This is a genomic window from Cohnella phaseoli, assembly GCF_003386235.1.
GTDB lineage: Bacteria > Bacillota > Bacilli > Paenibacillales > Paenibacillaceae > Cohnella > Cohnella phaseoli.
Genome location: NZ_QRDZ01000001.1, coordinates 95514 through 116686, shown reverse-complemented (window position 1 = coordinate 116686; position 21173 = coordinate 95514). Strand labels below are relative to the sequence as shown.

Here is a 21173-nt window from a genome sequence, read left to right as displayed (position 1 = left end):
TCTCTTCGACGTATCTTTGGTTCTTGACAGGCCCGCCGGTTTAACGCTCCACTGGACGCAGCGGAAGCGTCACAGCCAATTCGCGGTCGCCGCGCCGAACGCGGGCCTCGAGCCGGTCGGCGCTGGCCGAGATTTGCGGCGCCTCGCCACTGTCCTCGCCATCCACGGAGAGCGTGAACAGAAACGCCGCTTGATCCAACGCGCGCAGATCGATTCGTTTCGGTTGGCCGGCATAGATCGGAAGATCGACGAACAGCCTGCCGTCCTCCTCGTCGGACTCTAGGCTCCACTCACGGGGCAGCCCTTCGCCGAAAACCGCGTGCCCGCAATCCAGCCGCAGCGTCAGCCCACCGATTCGCACCGTCGCCCGATCGCCCTGCACATCGGCTTCAACTCCATCCAGGCAACCGCCTAGCTCCAGCCGCAGTCTGAAGTCGGAAGCTTCGATAACGCCTTCCGTCCAATCCAGATTGGGGTGGGTATCGCCGCCGTTCGTAAGGAAGCTTACGCCGAACAGCACTTCGCCGGCCTCCTGGACCGCGTGGATCACGGCGGAGCAGAAATCGTATCCGTCGTGCAGACAGCGAAAATGAGCGTAAGTCGGTTCGCCTCCATTGTCCGCATACAGCAGCAGCGCCCGCCGCTGGTTCCACAGAATTTCCCGACTGAAGCTGCCCAGCACGTACGTCTCCGTCATGTAGGTGACCGCCCACTTGTCTGGCTCTCCGTCGCTCGCCGGCTCATAGCATTCGCGAATGTTCCGGATCTCCGCCTTCAGAAACTGCTCTCTGAAACGTTCCGGGCAGCTGAAGCCGACTCTATACCATCCTTCGTCGTAAGGCAGCTCCTCCCAAGAGAAAAAGCTCAGGGCGCCTTCCGTTGCAAGCTGCAGGAACGCCTTGTGTTCGTCGCTCAGCATCGTTCGATAGCTGCGGCTATGCGGCCCCGCCCAATTTCTTGTCGATGCATGGAAGTGCTGGGCCACGCTGCCCCACGCCATATCGATCAACTCGTTTGCCAGCTTTTTCGCCTCAGGATTGCGCGTCGACGTAAACAGCTTGCTAAGCTCCAGCAGGGCGACATACGTGTATGTCGGACTATTATACTCCTGGAAGGTTTGCCGATCCCGCGTAAAAGCTACGATCCGCTCCAGCCGCTGCATCCCGTAGCTGCCGTAGTCCTCCCGATCGTACAGCTCTCCGGCAATCAAAGTGACGAGCGTTCCCATAATGGCGATATTCGTATATTCGGGCCCGACATTGCGCCGGATGATGGCGTCGCAGGCGTTCCCGATCGTCTCTCTTACCTCTTCCCGCAACGACGACGGGAACCGATGGCCGTGGCGCAGAACGGAGAGCACAAGCACTTTTCCGCAGAAATCGGCCCAGTTCCAGTCCGGCGGAGACATTTGCTCCAGCGACTCCTCGTAAAACCAGGACCAAATGCCGAACGTCGCGCTGGACGGGTCTTTGTCCTGCATCGACGCGAGCTGCCCGATAATATCGAACGCGCGCTGCGCGTAACGCTCCTCCTCCGTATCCAGCAAGCCGAGGGCGTATACGAGCGATTTGTAGGTCGAGTGGATCGAATCGGCTTGCTTGATCGTCGTATGGTAGCCCGGACTGCTAAATGGAGAACGAAGCATTCGGACCTCCGGATTATAGCTCGTTTCCTTCGCCTCAATAGCTCTCAGCAGCATTCCGCGTTGGTCGATTGTCGATGTCATTTTCTAAACTCCCTCCCGGCCGAAGCCGCTTCGGACAGCAGCATCAGCGTCAGTCCTTGTCCGTATAATGTAGGATACCGGGGAATTTCATTGTAGGCCTCGACGGAAGGCATGACCGGCGTTCCCCCGGATACGCCTTTCACTTCGCCCTCCGGCGTAATCAGCGGCAGCAGGCCCGCGATCGCAAGCTCGGCGGATTGCAGATAATCCTCCGGCAGCAGCCCGGTCCGAACCGCCTTGAGGAAGCCGCAAGCAATGCCCGCGCTGCCCGAAGCTTCTTTATAGAAATCCGGCCGGTCCATGACCGTATGCCACAGTCCGTCTGCGGCTTGCAGCTTGCGGAGCCCTTCCGTCATGCGGACGTAGCGCTCGCCAAGCTCGGCCGGCATCGGGACCAGCTTCCGCAATTCTGCAACGATCTCGGGAACGGCACACGTTATCCAGGCGTTGGCCCGACACCAGCGAGCGGCCGACAGATGTCCCGACGCCTCGCAGTCCCAGCCGTGAAACAGCACGCCCGTCCGCTCGTCCTGCAGCAGCCGCAAATGCAGCACCGTCTGACGCATCGCCTCTTCCGCCGCCGCCTTGTCTCCCGTCAAGGCGGCATAACGGGCCAGGAACAGCACCGCCATGAACACGGTATCCGCCCATACTTGCTCGGGGAAGCTTTCCGGCTCCGTCACCGTATGCTCGAATGCCCCTTCCCGGGTTCGCGGCGCTTCCTCAAGCATCCATGACGCGATCCGTCCGGCTTGCTTCAGCAGCTCTTCCTGTCCCGTCCTGCGGTACAATTCGGGGAATGCGGCGAACGGAGCCATCGCATTCACCGTACCGGCCGCAGCCATCCGCTCGCGATTCCGATCCACCCATTGCCGCACGTATTCGATGGCGGATTCCTGCTCCAACGCGGCGCCGTATTCCGCAATCGCGATAATACCGACGCCGGGCACCCAGTCCCACTGTTCGATATCCATTCCCCAGTCCCGCGACTTACTGTCCGTCATATATCGATAAACCCGCCGCGCCAGCTCCTTCAGGCCGTCCCGATCGGCGAACGTCCCGGACGACGGTTTGTTGGTTATGTCTTCGGCTGCGCTTCCATCATGATTGCTATGCATGAGACCTCAATCCCCTCTCTCGATGACGCCGACCCACAAATTCCGCTCCTCGTCCGCCAACGTAAAGCTGATGCTGCGGCTGTCCGGACTGAACGACGGATGGGGATGGCCCGGGTGCTGCGCCCACATCGGCTGCTCGCACAGCAGACGCGACGATCGGTCCCGCAGATCGATCAGCACGATTTTGCTCGTCTCCCAATCCTCGATCGTATCCGCGACCGCCCAGTTCCCGTCGGGACTTAGCGCCACATGCCAATAGGCGTAGTCGCCGTTGATGAATTCCGCTTCCCCCGTCCGTTTATGGACACGGTAAATGCCGGTCGGCTTCAGCGGGCTTTGCGGATATTTGACAAAATAAAGATGCTCCCCGTCGGGCGCCCACATCTCGTGTCCCACGTATTCCACATGCTCGCCTGTGTCGAGCCGAGCCTGACGGTAGCCGTTGCGCATTTCGCCCGTATCCGCATCCGCCATATAGATACGGTCCGGGATATGCTCGGTTTTGCCTTCATGGGCGAAGAACAGCAGCCGCCCATCCTCCGGATTGACCATCGCATGATTGGCAATCGGATACGGCTCGGCAAACGACGGACGCACCGCTTCGGTCACGCTCCCCGTTGCCGTATCGACCGTCCCGACGATCCACTCGTCGTCCGCGCGCCAATAGATCCCCATCGTCCTTCCGTCGTTCGTAATCGAGAGCGGTCCGTAGACGGACGCACCGGACTCCAAGCTGCAGACGGTCCGGCTTGCCCCCGTTCGCAGATCATATTCATAGATTTCCGGTCCGTCGAAATAATAGAAACGATCCTGGGCCGATACGAGCCCCCGTCCCCACTCCATTCGGTCCACGATAATCTCGAAGGTCCCGTCAGTCGCATTCGCTTTTACGCAAGTGCCTTTTTTCTCCTCGTCGATCCCCGTATACAGCACGAGATGCCGGCTATCGGACAACCAAGTCATCGCCGTAAAATAGTTATGGCCCGTGTTCGTTCCACCCGCGCCCAAGGCACGAATCACAACGCCCGTGAGCGGGTCCTTGAATTCCCTTATCGTTAGCACCGCAACCCTGTCCCTTCACCCGGAAAATAAAATCGCCTCCTCGCCTCGCGATCATCCGGCATCCGCAGGAGGTAAACCAGCGGACCCGGATGACAGCGCGCGAACGCGGCTTATCTGACTACTCTGAAGCTGCCTTTCAATTCAACGTTCAACTTCTGAAATACGGGAGTCTGAACCGTATCCTTGCCTTTCCAGACAAGCAGCGAGACATAAGCTTTCCCACGGCTGCCCTCCTGGACCATGATGCGGACTGTGTAGCTCGTTCCGCCCGACGTTGTCGTGCCCTGCCAGTAGGCGCTGCCTTGCTTCGTAATCGTCCAATCGGTTTTCTTCAACGTCCAGTCCTTGCCCTTCGGCGTCGCTTGAATCCGCGCACCGTTCGAGCCGACGTTCAGATGAATCTTCTTCGCTTTGTCTCCCCAGAACGAAGAGCTCCCGTTCAGCTCGAAATGTCCGTTCAGTCTAAGCGAGCCCGCTCTGGGATCGTATACGGCAAGATGGGCGGAAGCCGCAGCTTCCTCGTAATATCCGTTGGCCGCAAGTTTCGCCGTCACTTCGTACAGTCCTGCCGGAAGCTTGACGGTTGCCGACGCCTTCCCGTTCGCGCCCGTCATGACGACGATCGGCCCGTCCTGAGGCCGATACGGCTTCGACGTTCCGTCCGGCTGAATGGCCGACAACTCGAATGCAATCGGCAAGCCTGCCAACGTGCCTTTTCCGCCGCTCTCCTTCCTCGTCGCCTGTACCGACAGCGAAGCGTTCTTGTTCGCTTGCGCCTTGATCGTTCCCGTATACCGGACGACCGCTTCTGCCTTCGTCACGGTTAATGCGCCAATTCCCTCGCTCCCGCGAAGGAAGCTCGCGCTGCTCCCGGCATAGAGAGCTTTCACCTCCAACGTCCGGCTGTCTTCCCCGGGGTCAACGCCAATCTCGACGGCGTACCGCAGCGATGCTCTGCCCTGCGCATCCGTCTTCGCTTCGCCCGCCTGAACGCCGTTCACAGTAAACCCGACGCTCGCCCCGGCAAGCGGCTGTCCGCCGGAATCCCGCAGCACGGCCTTCAACAGCGCTACTCCGCCGTATCGCGCAGCCCCGCTGACCGTTTCGACGCTAGTGCCGTGCACGAGCGTGAACGACACGCTGCGTTCGATCGGTACACCGTTCGCGCTCTCGGCGCGTACCGCCAGCGTATGCTCTCCCTTCGTTGTCACCGCCGTTCCCTCCGGCCATGTTTCCCCGTCCAACGTCATGCTTGCAATGCGCCAACCGCCCGATTCGTCCTCAAGACGAACGACCGGCGTCACGGAATCCAGATAGCTCTCTCCGTCGGCGACGCCTTCGATATAAAGCTCCGGTTCTCCCGGCGGAACGATCCACTGCATCGACCTGAACAAACTAGGCCGCTTCTCGGAGCCGATGCCGGAAGCCCATTCGATCCATCCCCTTCTTCCGCTGCCGTCGTTGTCGTTCACGAGCAACGAGAAACTCATCGCCTCTCCCCTGCCCGCTTTCACCGGAGCAAGCTCCGTCCACGGAAGCGCAAGCTTATAGACCGTCGTCTTCTCCGCCTCCGCTCTCGACACGACCGCTTGGGCATTGTTTACCGCGCCGACTGCGTTGCCTCCGGCAGCGCTCCAGCGATACACCTGCGCCCCGTCCGGCGTAGCGGAGATGCCGTATTCGTACCAGCCCGGGTTCTCTCCGGGAATGCCGTCTGAGAAAGCGAACTGGATACTGTCGTTGTTCCAGATGTCCGCCCCCTTCGCCGCCGCGGAGTGAACGTCGTCTTTGATTTTCGCCGTTACGTACAGATGATCCCGATCGTAGTGCAGCCAGACCCGGCCGCTCAAATCGTCGGCTCCCCGGTAATTGGTCACCTTGACGGTCCCTTTCGCCAAGTCGATTGTCGGCGACATCGCCTCCAATTCCGGCTCGATCTGTCCGTTCACGGCAACGGAATAAGGAGCGATCGGTATAAAGCTCAGCTTGCCCGAGTATTCGAACGTATCCAAGCCGACGAACGGGACGCGCACAGAAGCCGCGTACTCCGTTCCTTCCGTCAACGTTCCGGGCAGCGGAATCTCAATCGTCCTCTCGCCCAGTGGCGGGACGGAGACCGGCTCCGAATACGTTCCGGACTGGCTTCCGATCGCCCATTGAATCGGCCCGGCTTCAAGCGTTCGCGCGGAATTGTAATTTTCGATGCGAATTCCGAGCGACTTGGCGTATGCTGCGCCGTCGGACTCCAGAAGCGGTCGGATCGTAACCGCTTTGGCGGCCGAGGCGACAACATCGAGACGCAGCTTGCCGACTTTCCGGCCGCCTTCCCGCACTTCGATAAGCACCGGTCTCGCGCCCTCCCCGGACGTCTCGGCAAGCAGGATCAGTTCAGACGTCGCTCCCGGACTTGCGGCCAGCGAATGCTGTTGTCCGTCTACCTCCAACGCCAGCGACAGAGCGGCGGACGTATCGTTGCGCAGCTTGACCTTGACGGATGCCGGCTCTCCGGCCACGGCCGATTCCCCTTCCAGCTCGAAGGCGTCGTCCGCGGCGATGCCGACGATCTCGCCCTTCACGTATTGCGGTTCCCCCGTCAAGGAAAGATACACCTTGCCGTTCAACGGTTCGTACGTCTCCGAGCGTCCCGTCAAATCGGTCACCGTAATCGGCGCATCGGTCCGAACCGCAACAATCGTATTCGCTAGCGCCCAGAGCACGCGTGTCGGCTCGCCGTTGTTCCGGAACAGATAGCTGCGAATGTCCGGACCGTAATCCTCCCGCTGCTCGAACTCCGCTCCCGTCAGCTCGCGCGTCATCGCCGCATAAGCCGCGTAGGCCGGTTTGGGCGTATAAGCGCCGAGGGGGTCGTCCTTGAAGCGGATCAACCCGAAATTATGTTCGTTGTAATCCGTCTGCAGCCCGTCGTTCATCAGATCGTACCAAACCATTTTCTCCACGCCGTTGGCCAGCGCGACCGTATAGGCGCGCACCAAATAATCGGCCTGCGTTTTCTCGTCCGTGCCTGTCGCGGATTGATGGGTCGGCCACCCGATTTCGGTAATCCAGATCGGTTTGAGCTCGCCGCCGTTGTACGAGCGAATAAGCGTCTTAAGCGCATCCAGCTCCTCTTCCATGCCTTCCGGGGCTCTCGCTTCCACCGGCGTTCGGCCGTAACGGTAAGGATGCACCGAGACGACGTCGAGGTAGTTCAATCCGCCAAGCTGGAATACCGACTCCATCCAGCTCATAGGGATGCCGGCGGTCACCATTCCGCTGACCGTAAAATCGGGATGGTTCGCCTTGACCGTCTCGTACGTCTTTTTCAACAGCTCGTAATAGTAGGAAGGCTGCGAGTTGGCCGGGCTGTTGCCGCGTTGACCGAAGCCGCCGTTAAACTCGTTGTACACTTCCACGGCGTTTAACCGATCCTTGTACCGCGTCACATAGTCGTTGACGTAATTGGCGAATCCTTCCCGCCCCTCGTTCGTATAAGGAGTCGCGTTGTTGTCGTACAACGGATTGTTGTACCCGGCAACGAACATCCCCTTAAGGCCCTCCGCTTCCAGACGCTGCATGAAGCTTTCCGGTTGAGGCGTATACGTATAGACGCCCTTCGTCTTTTCGATCGTCCATTCCATGCCGCCGCGCGCGGATTGAGCGCCCATAAGGTGAATTAATCGCGGCAGATCCTCGCTCCAGCCGAGCGATGTACGATGAAGATGGGCGGCAATGCTGAAGGGAGAATCGTCGACCTGGCTCCAATCGTAATCCGTCAGCACGGCGAAGGGCGTCCGCAGAGTCGCCGGGTCGCTGCCCGGACGCTGTACGGTTACGTGCAGAACGTAGTAGCCCGGCTCCGCGCCATTCAATTGAACCGTGCCCTCCCCTCCCGGGGACTGCCCGACGCCCTCGTCGACCGCCCGACCATAGAGGTCGTACACGCTCCATTGGAATTGCGGATATTTCGTCGCGATGCGGAACGACGCCGGCTCATTGTCCAGAAATACGTTGCCAAGCGCGTTCTGCCTGATTTTCAGCTCCGGCAGCCAATCCCCAAGCTGCGCTTCGACCTGGTCCACGTCTATGCTCCCTAGCTTCGCGGCGCCGGGAATGCTGGCCCTGTCGAACAAAATCGCGACGCTTCTGGCCGGCTCGTGCCATACCCCGTCGTTGGCGCCGCCCCAATACAGGCTCGCCGTCAGCGCGGGAACGACGACCTCCTGCCAGCCTGCCGTCTCCTGCAGCGTAATGCGCTGCTGGAACGTCTGGCCGGTCGAATCCGTGCTGCGGACGGCCAGCGATCTGACGTCCGACGTTCTGACCCGGAAGGAGAGGGCGCGCACGTCGATTTCGTCCAGATTTTTGCGCATGGCCACGAACGCCGGCTTATCGGCGGTCGTGTTGCGGAAATCTCCGCTTAGTCGGCCGACGAAGCTGCCCTCGTAGGCGTCCCCCGTCTCCTTGAACTCAAGGCTGCCGACAACCGACGGCTGATCGCCGAAAGAGTAATCCCATTTGTCCTCGGGGGTTTCAAAATTGCCCAGCGAGTACCCGTAAACCGCACTAGCGACTGAAGGCTCCGCCGCAAACTCTTCTACGTAATCTTCCGCTCCCTGCTCCTCCGCAGCGATTTTTCCCGGATTGTATAAAATGAATAAATTGGATAATAAAGCGATTACAAGAAACACAGATAACCTCTTCTGAACGGACATGAATATCCCTCCAATTTCATAATTGAAATCGGGGGGCGGCAGACCTACTGCTGCGGTCTGAACCGCTCCCGGTATTCTGTGGGCGTAAAGCCGGTCATCTTCTTGAAAATTCGCACAAAGCTGTTCACGTTGGAGTAGCCGACCTGCTCCGCGATGTCGCGGATTTTGTCCTCCGTGCCGGCAAGCCGCTGCTTCGCGTGGTTCATCCGGATTTCCATCAGGCAGTCGATGAAATTGCATTCCTTCTGTTCCTTGAACAGCTTGCTCAGATGAGAGACGCTAATATGAAATTCGCTGGCTAACAGGTTGAGGGACAGATCGCTGCGCATGTAATTGTCCTGAATGTACAGCATCGCCCTGTCGATGACGTCGTTGCGCTCCCTGCTGCTGCGTTTATCCTTGATCCGCTCGATGAAGCTGTCCAGCGCTCCGACCGTGAACTGCTCCAACTGCTCCAATTGCTCGTACTGGTTCAGCATTTCGACCAAATATTGTTCGGGAAAAACGCCCTCCGCCTCGACCCCGATTTCCGCTGCGGCGGTGGCGGTCTTCATCAGACACTGCACGACAAGTTGCATGATCATCTCCGTCGGAACGCCGTTGTCGGCGATCGAGTCGAACCATCTGCGCACCTGCGTCTGCATTTTATCGGCGTCAGGCAGCTTCACCGAGGCGACGATACCGTCGATCATGGCGAACAGCCTGTAAAATTGCGGAGACGGATCGGTTGAAATATCCTCCCGGGTAATGATAGAGTTGCCGCCCATGACCAGCTTATAGCGCAGCGCCTCCTGCGCCTGCCTGTAGGAGACATGGATGGCGTCCAGGCTCTCCGTCGGGTCTCCGATCCCGATGGTGATCGTGCGGCCCAAATATTCTTGAACAAATTTTTTCAACAAATCCGCCACCGCGACCGCCCTCATGAAATGCCGTTCGCCGTCGTCCCCGTCGGCGAAGATCATCACGACCGCGCACTTGCCGTTATCCAGCTCGGCCGCGATGCCCCGGCTCTCGGCGTTCATCAATTCCTCAGCCACGTTGCATAAGGCGTAGGCGTACAACTTTAAATCCCGCGGAGAGGCGATCTGGTCCCGATTGTCGAATTCGATGCTCATGGCCACATAACGGTCGCCGTCCAGCCTGACGTTCAACATGTCCATATAAGGCTGCAGCACCGCAGGGTTGATCCGCCGTTCGGACAGCAACTCGCTCATCAACCGCCACTTGATCAACGGCTTGCTCTCGACGACCTGCTTGTGAAGCAGCTCTCTGTCCTCCAGAATATCCTGTACCGTCGACTCGAAATAATGGAATTCGTCGTTGTATTTGCGAACACCGTGCTTGGGCGACGCGGTCAGATGCTTCCTCATCGAATGCACGAAACGGTTAACCGGCTTAAACGTCCAACGACCGATCACGGCTGCGGCAACAGTCGCCACGACGAACAGCACCGCCGCGAGCACGGCTACCGCATTGCGAAACAGCGTAAGCTGCCGCGTAAACTGCGCTTCGGGCACGACGCGAACGATATGCCAGCCGGTATAATCGTCTCGGACGTGGAAGACGGAGGAGGCCGTCTGTTCCACCTCGGCCACGAAATGGCCGCTTTCCTCCCCGCTTTCCAGAATACGGCCGATATAGGGAAATTCGCTGATGTCCTTCCCCGGCTTGCTCTTATCGGCATGCAGCACGACAATGCCTTCGTCGTCGACGACGAACGTCTGCCCCCCGTCGTTCTCCGCGGTGCTGCGTATGAGAGCGAATAGCGCGTCCTCCTTGATATTGACGGCGATCGCTCCCTTGCGCGCACCAGGCGAATGGATGAGCGGATACGTGCGGACGAGCGTAACGACATTCCGATAGATCGGATACGAGGAACGGTTCAGCATCACCTTGCGAGTCGAGATCCATTCCGCGAACCCTTCGAATTGCTGGAAGCCGGATATCCATTGGAATTCGCCCGACAAGTCCTGCTCGGTCAAAATGTTGCCCGAGACGAGCCGCTGCTTGTCGTAGGAGTAAACATCGATCGAAAATACGTTGTCCATGCTCTGGATCGCGTTCGAGATCTGTTTGGAGATGCGGAACGCGTTGTTACGGGCCTCCTGCTCGGTAAGCTCGTAATCGTAAAAACGCACGATCTCGTCGCCGTTCAGCAGTTGAATGGCCGACTTGTCGATATGCTTCAGCGCGAGCTTCAACTTATGATCCAGTTGCCCCAGCAGCTCCATGTTGGTATTCACCAGTTGACGCTTCAATTGCTTGTTGAAAACCGAATAGGTGAAAAAAAACGAGGAAGAGACGAGAAGGAACAGGACGATCGATAAAATGCCGATCGCTTTCACAAGCCTCCGATTTTTCGCCAGGTTCATGCCTGTTCCCCCTTCGTCCGATTGCGGCTGCTCCCAGTCTTCGATTAGAAGCTGCCTTTGTTCTCCTCGTACCATTGCTGGGCGATTTCTTGCGCTTTCGCGCCGCCGAGGCGATCCCATTCCTTGCGAATCTCGCCGATCGCCCATTCTCCCGTATACTTGGCGCCCTGCGTCACCGCCGTCGCTCTCGTCTCCCGGATAAACTTATCCAGCGTCGCGCGAATCTCGTTGATTTCGTCAAAGCTCGGCTGGTACGGAATGTCCCGGCGGAATTCGTTTTTAAGCGTCAGCTTCAACGATTCCACCTTAAGCGCGGCAATGCGCTGGGACAGCTCGTCATCCGCGGCCATGACCATCAAATCCTCCGCCTTGACGACCTGATCGCGCACGACGGCATACTCGCCTGCGTACAGTACCTCTTTGTTGAATTTATCCTCGTCCAGCCGCTTTGGCACGCCGTCGACCAGCTTGTAGTGCACGCCCTCTTCCCCGTAGGCCAGCGTGTACCAGCCTTTGTCGATGAGCCAATCCAAATATTCGATCGCCGCTTTCGGATTTTTCATCTCTTTGTTAAACGCGACGAGAATGTTCGGAGAAGATTCCTGATAAGCGCCGTATTTACCGTACTTCGATGCCACCATCTCCAGCGGCTCAGGCTTGGCGTTAGGCACGTTGGCCAGCATATCCTGAATCATAATGTCGTTGGCGCCGTTGCCCCATTGGCCCAAATAGATGCCCGCTTTGCCCGTCGTCCACAGCTGGGCCGCCCGTTGATTGTTATTATCGGTAAAATATTCCCGATCCACGAGCCCCAGATCGTACACCTGCTTCTCCAGTGCGATGACATCTGCAAAACGGTCCAACGTCGCGCCGTACTGCATCTTGCCGTCCTCCAGGTACCAGAGGAAATTCATCGCTCCGAACATCGCCGCATAGATGTCGGCGGTCGTGTGGCCGACGATCGGAGTGCTGTCGGGATAGCGCTGCTTAAACGCCTTGGCGACTTCGACCAGTTCCTCGACCGTCGTCGGACGCTCCAGCTTCAGCTCGTCGAGCCAATCTTGCCGAATCCACATTCCGTGGTTGGCGATGGCGGTAATCGGACGCTTCGCGGTTACGGCGTAGATCTCGCCATTAAACGTCATGTGAGGCAGTAAGTCGGGATTTTCCTGTAAATATTTTTTGTAGGACGTGCTGTATTTCTCAATGTAATCTCCGATCGGCTGGATGACGCCCTGCGTGACCAGCTTTCCGATGTAGGCGCGATCGTACTCCCATACCATATCCGGCGCCTGGCCGGACGCGAACAGAACGTTCAGCGAGTCCTGGGCCTGATTGCGCGGCACAGGAACGATCGTCACGTCGATACCGGATTGTTCGCGAATCCACTTCACCCAGCGATTGTCCTCGTACGTGCCTTCGTCGCTAGATACTTGACCGCGGTCGAACGTCGAGATGCTGATCTTTCTGGGCGCGTTCGCATACGGATCGTCGGATGCCGATTGCGTCGCTGCAGCCGTTGGACTGCCGCTGCTCTGCTCCGGCTTGGCGCTTGCGCCTCCCTCACCGTTATTCCCGCTTGAACAAGCGGATGCCAGCAGCGTCGCCAGCACAACCATAATCAACGCGAAACTCCCCTTGAACTTATTACTGCTTCTGTTCTGTTGCATGTTCGCCCTCCTAGTTTTTTTATTATATCAAAATGCGTTTGATTGACGCATTCGGATATCCATGTTACTTTTTCTCGTCCTACCCCTTGACGGAGCCAAGCAGTACGCCCTTGATGAAATGCTTCTGCAAAAACGGATAGACGCACAGAATGGGCAGGATGGCGAAGACGACGGCCGCGGCACGAATACTTTCCGGCGTGATGACCGCCTGCGTGACCCCTTCGCCGCGCAGCAGCTCCGAGCTAACCAGATCGATCATCTGGTACAGCTTTACCATCAGCGACATTTTGTTCGTGCTGCGAATGTAGATGAGCACGTTCATATAGGAATTCCACCAGCCGACCGCGTAAAACAGCGTTAAGGCGGCGATAACCGGCTTGGATAAAGGCAGGATAATACGCGTCAAAATCGTGAACTCGCCGGCTCCGTCGATGGATGCGGACTCTTCAAGCTCCTCCGGAAGCCCTTCCAGAAACGCCTTCATCACGAACATGTTGTAGGCGCTGATTAGAGCGGGCAGCCAGAGCGCCCAGTACGTATTGACAAGACCGAGGCTGTTCACGAGCAGGAAATTCGGGATGAGCCCGCCGCTGAACAGCATCGTGAACAGAATCGCCATCAGCATGAGGCCCCGGCCCTTGAGCCGAGCTTTGGACAGCGGGTACGCCGCCATAATCGTAAACAGCATGTTGAGCGCCGTTCCGACAACGGTAATCAGCACCGTGTTCTGCATCGCGACGATCAGTTGGCCGTCCCGAATCAGATTGTGGTATGCATCGAAGTTGAGTTCGACCGGCCACATGAACACTTCCCCGGCGTTGATCGCCCGGCTGCTGCTCAGCGACGTGGCAATCACGTTCACGAAAGGAAACAGCGTGGCATAGGCGCACAGCGCGAGAAGCAGGTTATTCAGCCATCTGGCGAGCGAGCCTCGACGGCTTCGCCTTGCGGATGCGGAAGGTCCGCCCTTGTGTTTTGCCATCGTTACCATAGGCCTCGCTCTCCCATCGCTTTAATGATGCGGTTGACCGACACGATCAGAATGAGGGCGATCAGCGACTGGAACAGGCCGAGCGCTGTCGTGTAGCTATATTGCAGATTGACGAGTCCCCTCGTGTAGACGAATGTGCTGATCACTTCCGCCACGCTCGTCACGGCGTCGTTACGCAGCGTGTACACCTGCTCGAAACCGACGTCCATCATTTTGCCGACCTGAAGAATGAGCAGAATCGCGATCGTACTGCGGATGCCCGGCAGTGTGACGTGCCAGATTTGTCTCCGCTTGCTCGCTCCGTCGATCTTGGCCGCCTCGTACAGCGTCGGGTCGATCGCGGACATCGCCGCCAAGTACAAAATCGTGCCGAAGCCCGCTTCCTTCCAAATGCCCGAGACGATAAAGCTGACCGGCCACCAAAACTTGTCGGCCATAAAGTAGATCGGCTCTATGCCGAACGCCTTCAGCAGCGAATTCACAAAGCCGGTCGAGGGCGACAACAGCGCGATCACGATGCTGCCCAGTGCGACCCACGAGATGAAGTGAGGAATGTAGAGCAGATTCTGCAGCGTGCGCTTGTACCATTCCGCCCGCACCTCGTTCAGCAGAATGGCCAGGATGATCGGAACGGGAAAAGCAAATACGAGATGGTACAAATTCAGCAGCAGCGTGTTCCTCAGCACGACGTAGAAGTCGCGGCTGGCGAACAGCTTCTCGAACTGCCCGAAGCCAACCCAACTGCTGCCCCATATGCCGTCGGACAGTCGATAGTTTTTGAACGCGATAATTTCCCCCGCCATCGGCGCGTATTTAAATAGAATCAAATAGATCGCGACCGGAACGAGCATCGCATATAGAAAGCGGTTACGGGAAAAATGCTTCCGAAAACCGGGCGCTCGCCCTGCGAGCTTTCCAACGGGCTGCTTCGTCGTCGGCATCGTGTTCGTCGTCATAAGCTTCTCCTTTCTCTCCGGTATGCCGGGAGGGTTTGTCGTTGTCTTGGCCTGAGCCTATCACGGGGCGCTCCCTCGGCGAAACGGACACTTTTTGCGGGGCTACGCCATCCTTCCGAGAAGGACCCTTCTTTTTTTGTGGCAACACTCCTTTTCGCGGATTTGCAGGCAAAAAAACGCCGTTTCCCTGCGGTTCGCAAGGAAAAACGGCGTTTTGCTCCTTATCATATGTTACTGGATATTCCTATTGTCTCGGCACAGCGTCACCAACAGTTAAGCTATGAATCGGCGCAGACTCGCGTCGCTCGGCCCCCTTGCAGGGGAATCATCCAACAGCCGTTCCGAACATAGGCGCCGATTGCGGTCTGGCCGTCGATCGCGATCGATCCCACCCGGTGAGCTTCCATGGGCAACCGAAGCCATCCGGTAATGCCTTCGGGCAGTCGCACCTTTGCTCGGAACGAATGCTCCGAAACTTCTATCCGCACGGCAACGGCGCCTTTGACGGTCATGACTTGGCAATCGGCCCAACGCAAATCTCCCAGCTTCGGAGAAATCTCAAGGCTACGGGAAGACGTATCGAGCTCCCCGATCCCGACGATGCCATGCGGCAGGAAGTAAGCCGGAGCCACGCTCCAGCCGTGGCAATAGCTTCGCGTAGGGTAACCCGGCGCCCATCTGCCGGGGAGATCCTCCCAGCAAGTCGTGCTGCCCGCGTCCGCCATATAGCCCCAAGTTGTACGGACCTCGTTCAGAAGAGGAGCGATGAGACCCGCCTTTTGCAGCGCTTGGAGCTTAAAAAATCGCATGAACGGCGTAGCCGAGCGCACCGTATCGGTCACCTCTCCCTTGAAGTAAGGCAGAAGGGCCGAACGCCGCTGCGGGAGCGCAACGTCGTTCAGATAGCATACGATCTGCGTCTGCTCGCTCGCCGTAGCGCTAAGCTCTCCGTTATCGTGCAGACAATCCGCGAACGCTTGCTTGGATTCGTCCCACAGATGAGCGTTGATTTTTTCACAGATGGCTTCCGCGATGCCCAGGAAGATTTCCGCATCGTTCTCCCTCCCAAGCCGGGCGGCCATCTGTCCGGTTTCGCGGCAGCTCTCGGCATACCAGGCGTTCACATGCGTGACAATCGCAGATGACGGAGCATCGATAGCCGCCCAATCCAGCAAGTTCCAGTATGGAGAGCGCAGCAGACCCGTCGACTCGTCCGTCAGATGCTCGCGATAATAAAGCGCTTGTTGGCGCAAAGAAGGATATATCCGTTCGGCAAACTCTCCGTATCCGCCTCTTCGCGCATGATTCGCGCAGGCGAGCGCCCATAAGAGACTCCAGGTGGACAATACGTTTTCCCATCCGCTCGGCACTTGCGACTCCACCACGGGGGAGCGGTTCAATGACTCCGCGGCAAGCAACAGGCACCTTTCGATAAGGCGCTCGGCGCCGAACAACGATGATGTCGCCAACGACATGACATAAGCATCCCCGACCCAAAACGCCTGCTCGTACGTCGGACAATCCACGAATACGTCGTCGCTGCACAAACGGGCCGTCCAACGGCTCATCTCGAAAATGCGATTCAATCTTTCGTCGTCGCAGCGGAATCTGCCGATTGCTGGGGCAGGGTATGTTCGGAGGAGACAACGAACGTACTTCAGCTTGATATATTCTTGAAACCCGGATAGCTGAACGACCAAATATCTGAAGCTGCGCTGAGTCAACGACCGATAGGTTTGCCAGCCTTCCCTGCATTGATAACGCATCGTGTTGTGCATCGAATCCATATGAACCGGTTCTTCGCCGCTATAGGCTTCGAAGCCGTAGAAATCGACAATCGCGCCGTGCCGGCCGTAAATTTCGAACTCGATCAAGCCGGACGTCATTTTCTCGAATTCCAGCACCAGTCGAACCGCTTCCCCTGCGGGCGGAGCCGCAATGACGGTACAATCGCCGTTACGGGTGCAGCAGTTATGCCCGAATGAGGCCAATTCGCCATAGTGCCGATCGGACGAGCCGCCAATATCAACAGCAGCGGAATGCCGCAAGCGCAGGAAGACGTTGTCGGCATGTATCGCGGCAGATGGAATATTCAACCATCTGCCATCCGCAGCCTTCTGCCACTGGGTCCAGTCCGCCGCCGCAGTTAAAGCTTCGAAGATCGCCTCGCGCACATCCGCATGCCCCTCGATCCGGTAAAAAGCAAACCCGCTATCGGGGATATCCGGAAGACGAGGGATAAGCTCGTTGCGCGCTGTATTGTCCAACTCTTCAGCTGAATCGAATTGTCCGACAATCTCCGGTGCCGCCTGGAAAGTGAATTCGTGCGCCAAGCCATCGAACCAGAAGAGCAGCAGGTTTTCGCCCGGCTGCAGCCGAACGTCATAATGAAACAGGCCGCTCCAGTGGCTTCCGGAATCGTCGACCGGCTGTAGAACCTGACCGTTAACAGCCATGCGCGTATTCAATCCCGACGTTCTATCCTGAAAATGGAAACGGACAGAGACGAAACGAGCGACGTTCAGCGTAGTAGCCAACATACCGTGAGCGAAGTGCAGATTGGCGTCCCGCGCCTCCGCGCCCGACAGCAGCAAGCTCCTGAGATCCACGCTCCAAGCGGGAAGCGGAAGCCGTACAATCGACGCTTCCGCGAGGCTTATCGGATACATCTCCTCGTCGGTAAGATGCGGGATATCTCGGGGGCGGACGGCAGGCAGTTCATCCGACTCCACGGCATGTCTCCATTGCGAGCCGGCTTCGCGAATCAGCGTCTCATCGCCGTTCTCATCGCTTGGAAGCTTCCAGCCGACCGGCTCCAGGCAAGCGTCGAAATGCTCCGCGAAGGCTTGCTGGATCGAGATGCGAGGCGTCAGCTCCATCAGCGCAGAGTGAAGCCCGCACACCCACGAGGCATCGCTCGCGACGGACCATTCTCCGTCCGCTCCCCCTCCATGCAGCCTCGCGGCAAAGCCCGGATTGTCCGACGGGACGTACTGGAAGGTTGCCACATCCAGCGTCTGCAGCAATACGGCAATGACGTTGGCGCCTTGGCGAAGATAAGGAGATACGTCGTAGGTATCGTAAAAGTAAGCTTGCGGCCAACCTCTAATAGGACCTTGTCCGATCCACTCTCCGTTCACCCATACGGTGTACCGGTAGTCTGCAGTAATATGCAGCAGACTGTCGTCGCGCCTTTCCGGACATACGAAAGTTTTGCGAAAACAGAACCAAGCATTGCTGCGGAGACGTTCCGCGCTCTCCCCGCCGTGACTGATCCATCGGGCTCCCGCTAGGTCGCGGACGGCCGATCGGGCATCGAACATCTGGAAACCTCCCGCTATTTGCCGGCCTGCGAAGCGGCCGCCATCTTATTCAACTTGCGAAATTGTCGTTCGTACGGCCTCGCCCCCGTCTTGCCTGAGCAAGGGCTGACAAATTGTTGGTAGCCCCAGCTTACGAGTTCACTGCAGTAGCGGCTGGCTAGCGCCATCTTTGCTTCCAGCTTGGCGATCGGCACCTGAATCCATCGGGTATCTTGGAATCCCGGACCGTTCGCTCCGAGTTCTCCTCGGAATGCCTTTAATTCTTCGTAATTGGCTACGGCGATTTCCGCAAGCTCGACGTTCCCCCACAATTCAACGCCATTAGCAACGCACGCTCGCCTTACGGCGGCGAAATAGGGCTCGCGTTCGTCAAGGTCGAAGAAGGCTCCGTGCTCCGCGCCGGAATCCTGGAGGAGCAGCGAGTCGAGAGTAACTTCCCGGAATATGTCATTCCAGAACGATTCATAGACGGAAGGCTCCGCATAGGGATAGCCGAGCACCTCCCTGCGGTCGGTCACGAAAAACGGAGACAGCACCACTCTGCACCCCGGAGTAAGCTCCCGGCACCACTCCGCGACCTCCTTCCACAGCGCCAGGCAGTATTCCCGTTCCCGACCTTCGACGACATAAATCTCGTTGCCCAAATAGTACCCCGCCATAGAAGCGTATCGGTTGTATTTAGCGCTCAAATGCTCCAAGATCGCACGGCTTGCCGGCAAGTCGACCGATAAATCCCAATGCTCATGCCAATCCTCTCTGGCCATCACTTCCAAATAGACGGTCATCTTTCTGTAGGCGGCTTCCCGCATGATGACCTCGATTGGATCGAATGCGGCCGCTTCCCGCGGATAATCCGGATGAAGTAGCGGTCCGTTGATCCAAAGAAGGTCGAATCCAGCAGCCTTTTGCGCATCCAGTTCCTTCTCGATGCGCTTGGCGTCGAACGATTTATCTACGTAATAAAGCGAACCTCTTATCGGAAGCATATTTCCCGGCATCTCCTTAATCTTGGCCGCCCGATACAGGTCGGCTTCTAATCGGCTCCAGAGAAACCGGAATCTCTTGGTAAATCGGCTTCGTTCCCGCCGACGGAGCCGCCCATCTGACCGCATTCGCGATCACCTTCAAAATTTCGGCGTTATGATAGGTCGGGTACGTCTCGTGTCCCGGCCTGAAATAAAAGATTTTACCGAGCCCTCTGCGGTAGGTACAGCCGCTGCGGAACACCTCGCCGCCTTCGAACCAGCTGACGAAGATCAATTCGTCCGGCGCGGGAATATCGAAATGCTCGCCGTACATCTCCTCCCGTTCCAGCTCGATCGAGGCCCCCAGTCCCTCCGCGATCGGGTGCGACGGGTCGATCACCCACAGCCGTTCCTTCTCGTCGGCAATGCGCCATGACAGGGCGCAGCCGGTCCCCATCAGCTTGCGGAATATTTTGGAGAAGTGCCCGGAGTGAAGCACGATCAGCCCCATTCCGTCCAACACCCTTTGATGCACGCGTTCGACGATTGCGTCGTCCACTTGCTCGTGCAGCAGGTGTCCCCACCAGATAAGCACGTCCGTTTCCGCGAGTACGCTTTCGCTTAAACCGTGCTCATCCTGGTCCTGAGTCGCCGTCTCAGCTTGTATCCCATTGCCCGCGATACCGGCGGCGATCGCCTTGTGGATGCCTTCCGGATAGATTTCGCGGACTCGAGGGTTGATTTTCTCATGCGAATATTCATTCCATACCGTTACTTTAATCATCGGTTATACACCTTCCTTGACGGTTTCGGTCAATCGAGCGGATAACGGAATACCGGCGCCGCCAGATCGGCGCTGTCCCGCAAATTGCACACGGGATTCAGCCCCAATCCGTAGCCGAGCACGCTCCTCCGGGGCACGGGACGGGCAAAGGTCAATACGACGACGCTTCCGTCTCGCTTATCCCGCCGGCACTCCGCAATCGGTACGTTTTCGTCGCCATTTGCGACCTGAAAGCCTTGAATCTGCTTGCCTGGCATCAGTCTTCCGTTTACCTGCTCGAACGCGACGTAAAGCTTCGTCCTGTCGGCATCGGCGAAGCGGCAGTCGATCGGTCTCGGCCCTCGGGCACAGGTCTCATCCCCGAAGCAAAAGCCTCTCGCCAATACGGCAAATCGTCTGCCCAGCCGCTTCAGCGACGACGTATCCAGGTGAATCGCGTCGGCCAACGACAGATCGTTCGTCGATACGAGCGCGGAGCCGGGAATTTCGGCTTCTACGAGAGCTTGATCGAGCTGGATGTCGTTCCAATGCGGAAAAGCTGCCGCGTCTCCGAGCCAGGTGTTCAATTGCGCGTACAAGATCGGTAACGAAGGCTGCCCGATATCGGCTCGCAGCGCCGCGACGAAGCGAAGAAAACGCTTCTTGAAAGCCGCTGCTTGAGCTCGGTCGGCGGCGTCGGATTCGCCTTGGTACCACAATACGGCTTTCACCCTGCCTCCGGTCGCCGCAAGCCTTCGCATCATCGAGCCGTAGAAGGAGTCCGAAGTCATGGACGACTCGCTCGGCAACTCCCGCTTAGCGCCGGCCGGAGGCTCCCACTGCTTCATGCTCGTGCCGCCGTGCGCACACATGATCAAGCCTACGGGAACGCCGTTGTACTTGTACATTTCCTTGCCGAAGCGAATGCCGAGTCCCGCGCCGAAGCGGCGAAAATACCTATCCATTTTTGCCTCATCCGCCCGGCGCTCCCTCGGAGCTCGCCAATGGACCGCATCCACCGCTTCGTTAAACCAGCACAGCGGATCTTTGGCCACGCCCCAACGATCGTCCAAATAGAAGCATCTTACCGCCCGAGACGGTCTCTCGGGGTCGATCAGCTTGCCGACGCCTTCCATATTCGATTGTCCGGCCAGCAGGTACAGATCCCCTACGGCGACATGAGAAATTGTCGTACTGAAGCCCGCTGCTCCTTCCGCAATGACAACCAGCTTGTAATTGCCTGCGGGCACCTTCTCGAATGTCCCTTGATGAATTTCCCCGTCACGGTGCAATTGCATCGTTCGCTCGGTATCACCGGGCCGCGACGGTTCGGGGAGAAGCGCGCACGTAATCGTCCCGGACTCGCCGCGGCCGGTCTTCGCCTTCAGCTTCAACGCTATATCCGCGCATCCCGTTTCATCCCGTTGATAGACGCGGTAGGCCGTAGGACCGTCAAACCATTCCCAGTCGATCGGATTCATCCCCGTCATCTTCCCCTTACAATCGATTCCCCGC

Annotated in this window: 12 protein-coding genes; all 12 read right to left on the bottom strand. The window is 58.0% G+C overall.

The features are described 5' to 3' along the window. Positions 1 to 40: 40 nt before the first annotated feature. Entirely contained in the window at positions 41 to 1726 is a 1686-nt protein-coding gene (locus DFP98_RS00435) for a hypothetical protein (protein WP_116058586.1), read from the bottom strand. Beyond that, positions 1723 to 2844 (bottom strand): glycoside hydrolase family 88/105 protein, encoded by a 1122-nt coding sequence (locus tag DFP98_RS00430; RefSeq protein ID WP_116058585.1) that lies wholly within the window; start codon positions 2842 to 2844, stop codon positions 1723 to 1725. Before DFP98_RS00430 ends, DFP98_RS00435 begins: the two co-directional genes overlap by 4 nt. A 6-nt stretch (positions 2845 to 2850) precedes the next feature. Beyond that, the gene (locus DFP98_RS00425; RefSeq protein ID WP_116058584.1) at positions 2851 to 3906 is read right to left on the bottom strand and encodes a TolB family protein; all 1056 of its coding nucleotides are present in this window, start codon (positions 3904 to 3906) and stop codon (positions 2851 to 2853) included. Positions 3907 to 4016: 110 nt separating this feature from the next. Further along, the gene (locus DFP98_RS00420) at positions 4017 to 8618 is read right to left on the bottom strand and encodes a sugar-binding protein (RefSeq protein WP_116058583.1); all 4602 of its coding nucleotides are present in this window, start codon (positions 8616 to 8618) and stop codon (positions 4017 to 4019) included. Between the two features lie 44 nt (positions 8619 to 8662). Then, the gene (locus tag DFP98_RS00415; RefSeq protein WP_181917403.1) at positions 8663 to 10990 is read right to left on the bottom strand and encodes a helix-turn-helix domain-containing protein; all 2328 of its coding nucleotides are present in this window, start codon (positions 10988 to 10990) and stop codon (positions 8663 to 8665) included. 44 nt (positions 10991 to 11034) lie between these two features. Next, entirely contained in the window at positions 11035 to 12660 is a 1626-nt protein-coding gene (locus DFP98_RS00410) for an extracellular solute-binding protein (RefSeq protein ID WP_116058581.1), read from the bottom strand. A gap of 79 nt (positions 12661 to 12739) precedes the next feature. Continuing rightward, the gene (locus DFP98_RS00405; RefSeq protein ID WP_246016355.1) at positions 12740 to 13651 is read right to left on the bottom strand and encodes a carbohydrate ABC transporter permease; all 912 of its coding nucleotides are present in this window, start codon (positions 13649 to 13651) and stop codon (positions 12740 to 12742) included. After that, positions 13645 to 14607 (bottom strand): ABC transporter permease, encoded by a 963-nt coding sequence (locus tag DFP98_RS00400; RefSeq protein WP_246016354.1) that lies wholly within the window; start codon positions 14605 to 14607, stop codon positions 13645 to 13647. Before DFP98_RS00400 ends, DFP98_RS00405 begins: the two co-directional genes overlap by 7 nt. 278 nt (positions 14608 to 14885) lie before the next feature. Then, entirely contained in the window at positions 14886 to 17930 is a 3045-nt protein-coding gene (locus tag DFP98_RS00395) for an alpha-L-rhamnosidase-related protein (protein WP_116058580.1), read from the bottom strand. Positions 17931 to 17944: 14 nt separating this feature from the next. After that, positions 17945 to 18916, bottom strand: coding sequence for a DUF4434 domain-containing protein (locus tag DFP98_RS00390; RefSeq protein ID WP_181917402.1), 972 nt, complete (start codon positions 18914 to 18916; stop codon positions 17945 to 17947). Between the two features lie 16 nt (positions 18917 to 18932). Then, the gene (locus tag DFP98_RS00385; protein ID WP_116058578.1) at positions 18933 to 19679 is read right to left on the bottom strand and encodes a ThuA domain-containing protein; all 747 of its coding nucleotides are present in this window, start codon (positions 19677 to 19679) and stop codon (positions 18933 to 18935) included. Between the two features lie 29 nt (positions 19680 to 19708). Then, a complete protein-coding gene (locus DFP98_RS00380; protein ID WP_220377037.1) occupies positions 19709 to 21139 on the bottom strand; it encodes a sialate O-acetylesterase in 1431 nt (476 codons plus the stop codon). Between the last annotated feature and the right edge of the window lie 34 nt (positions 21140 to 21173).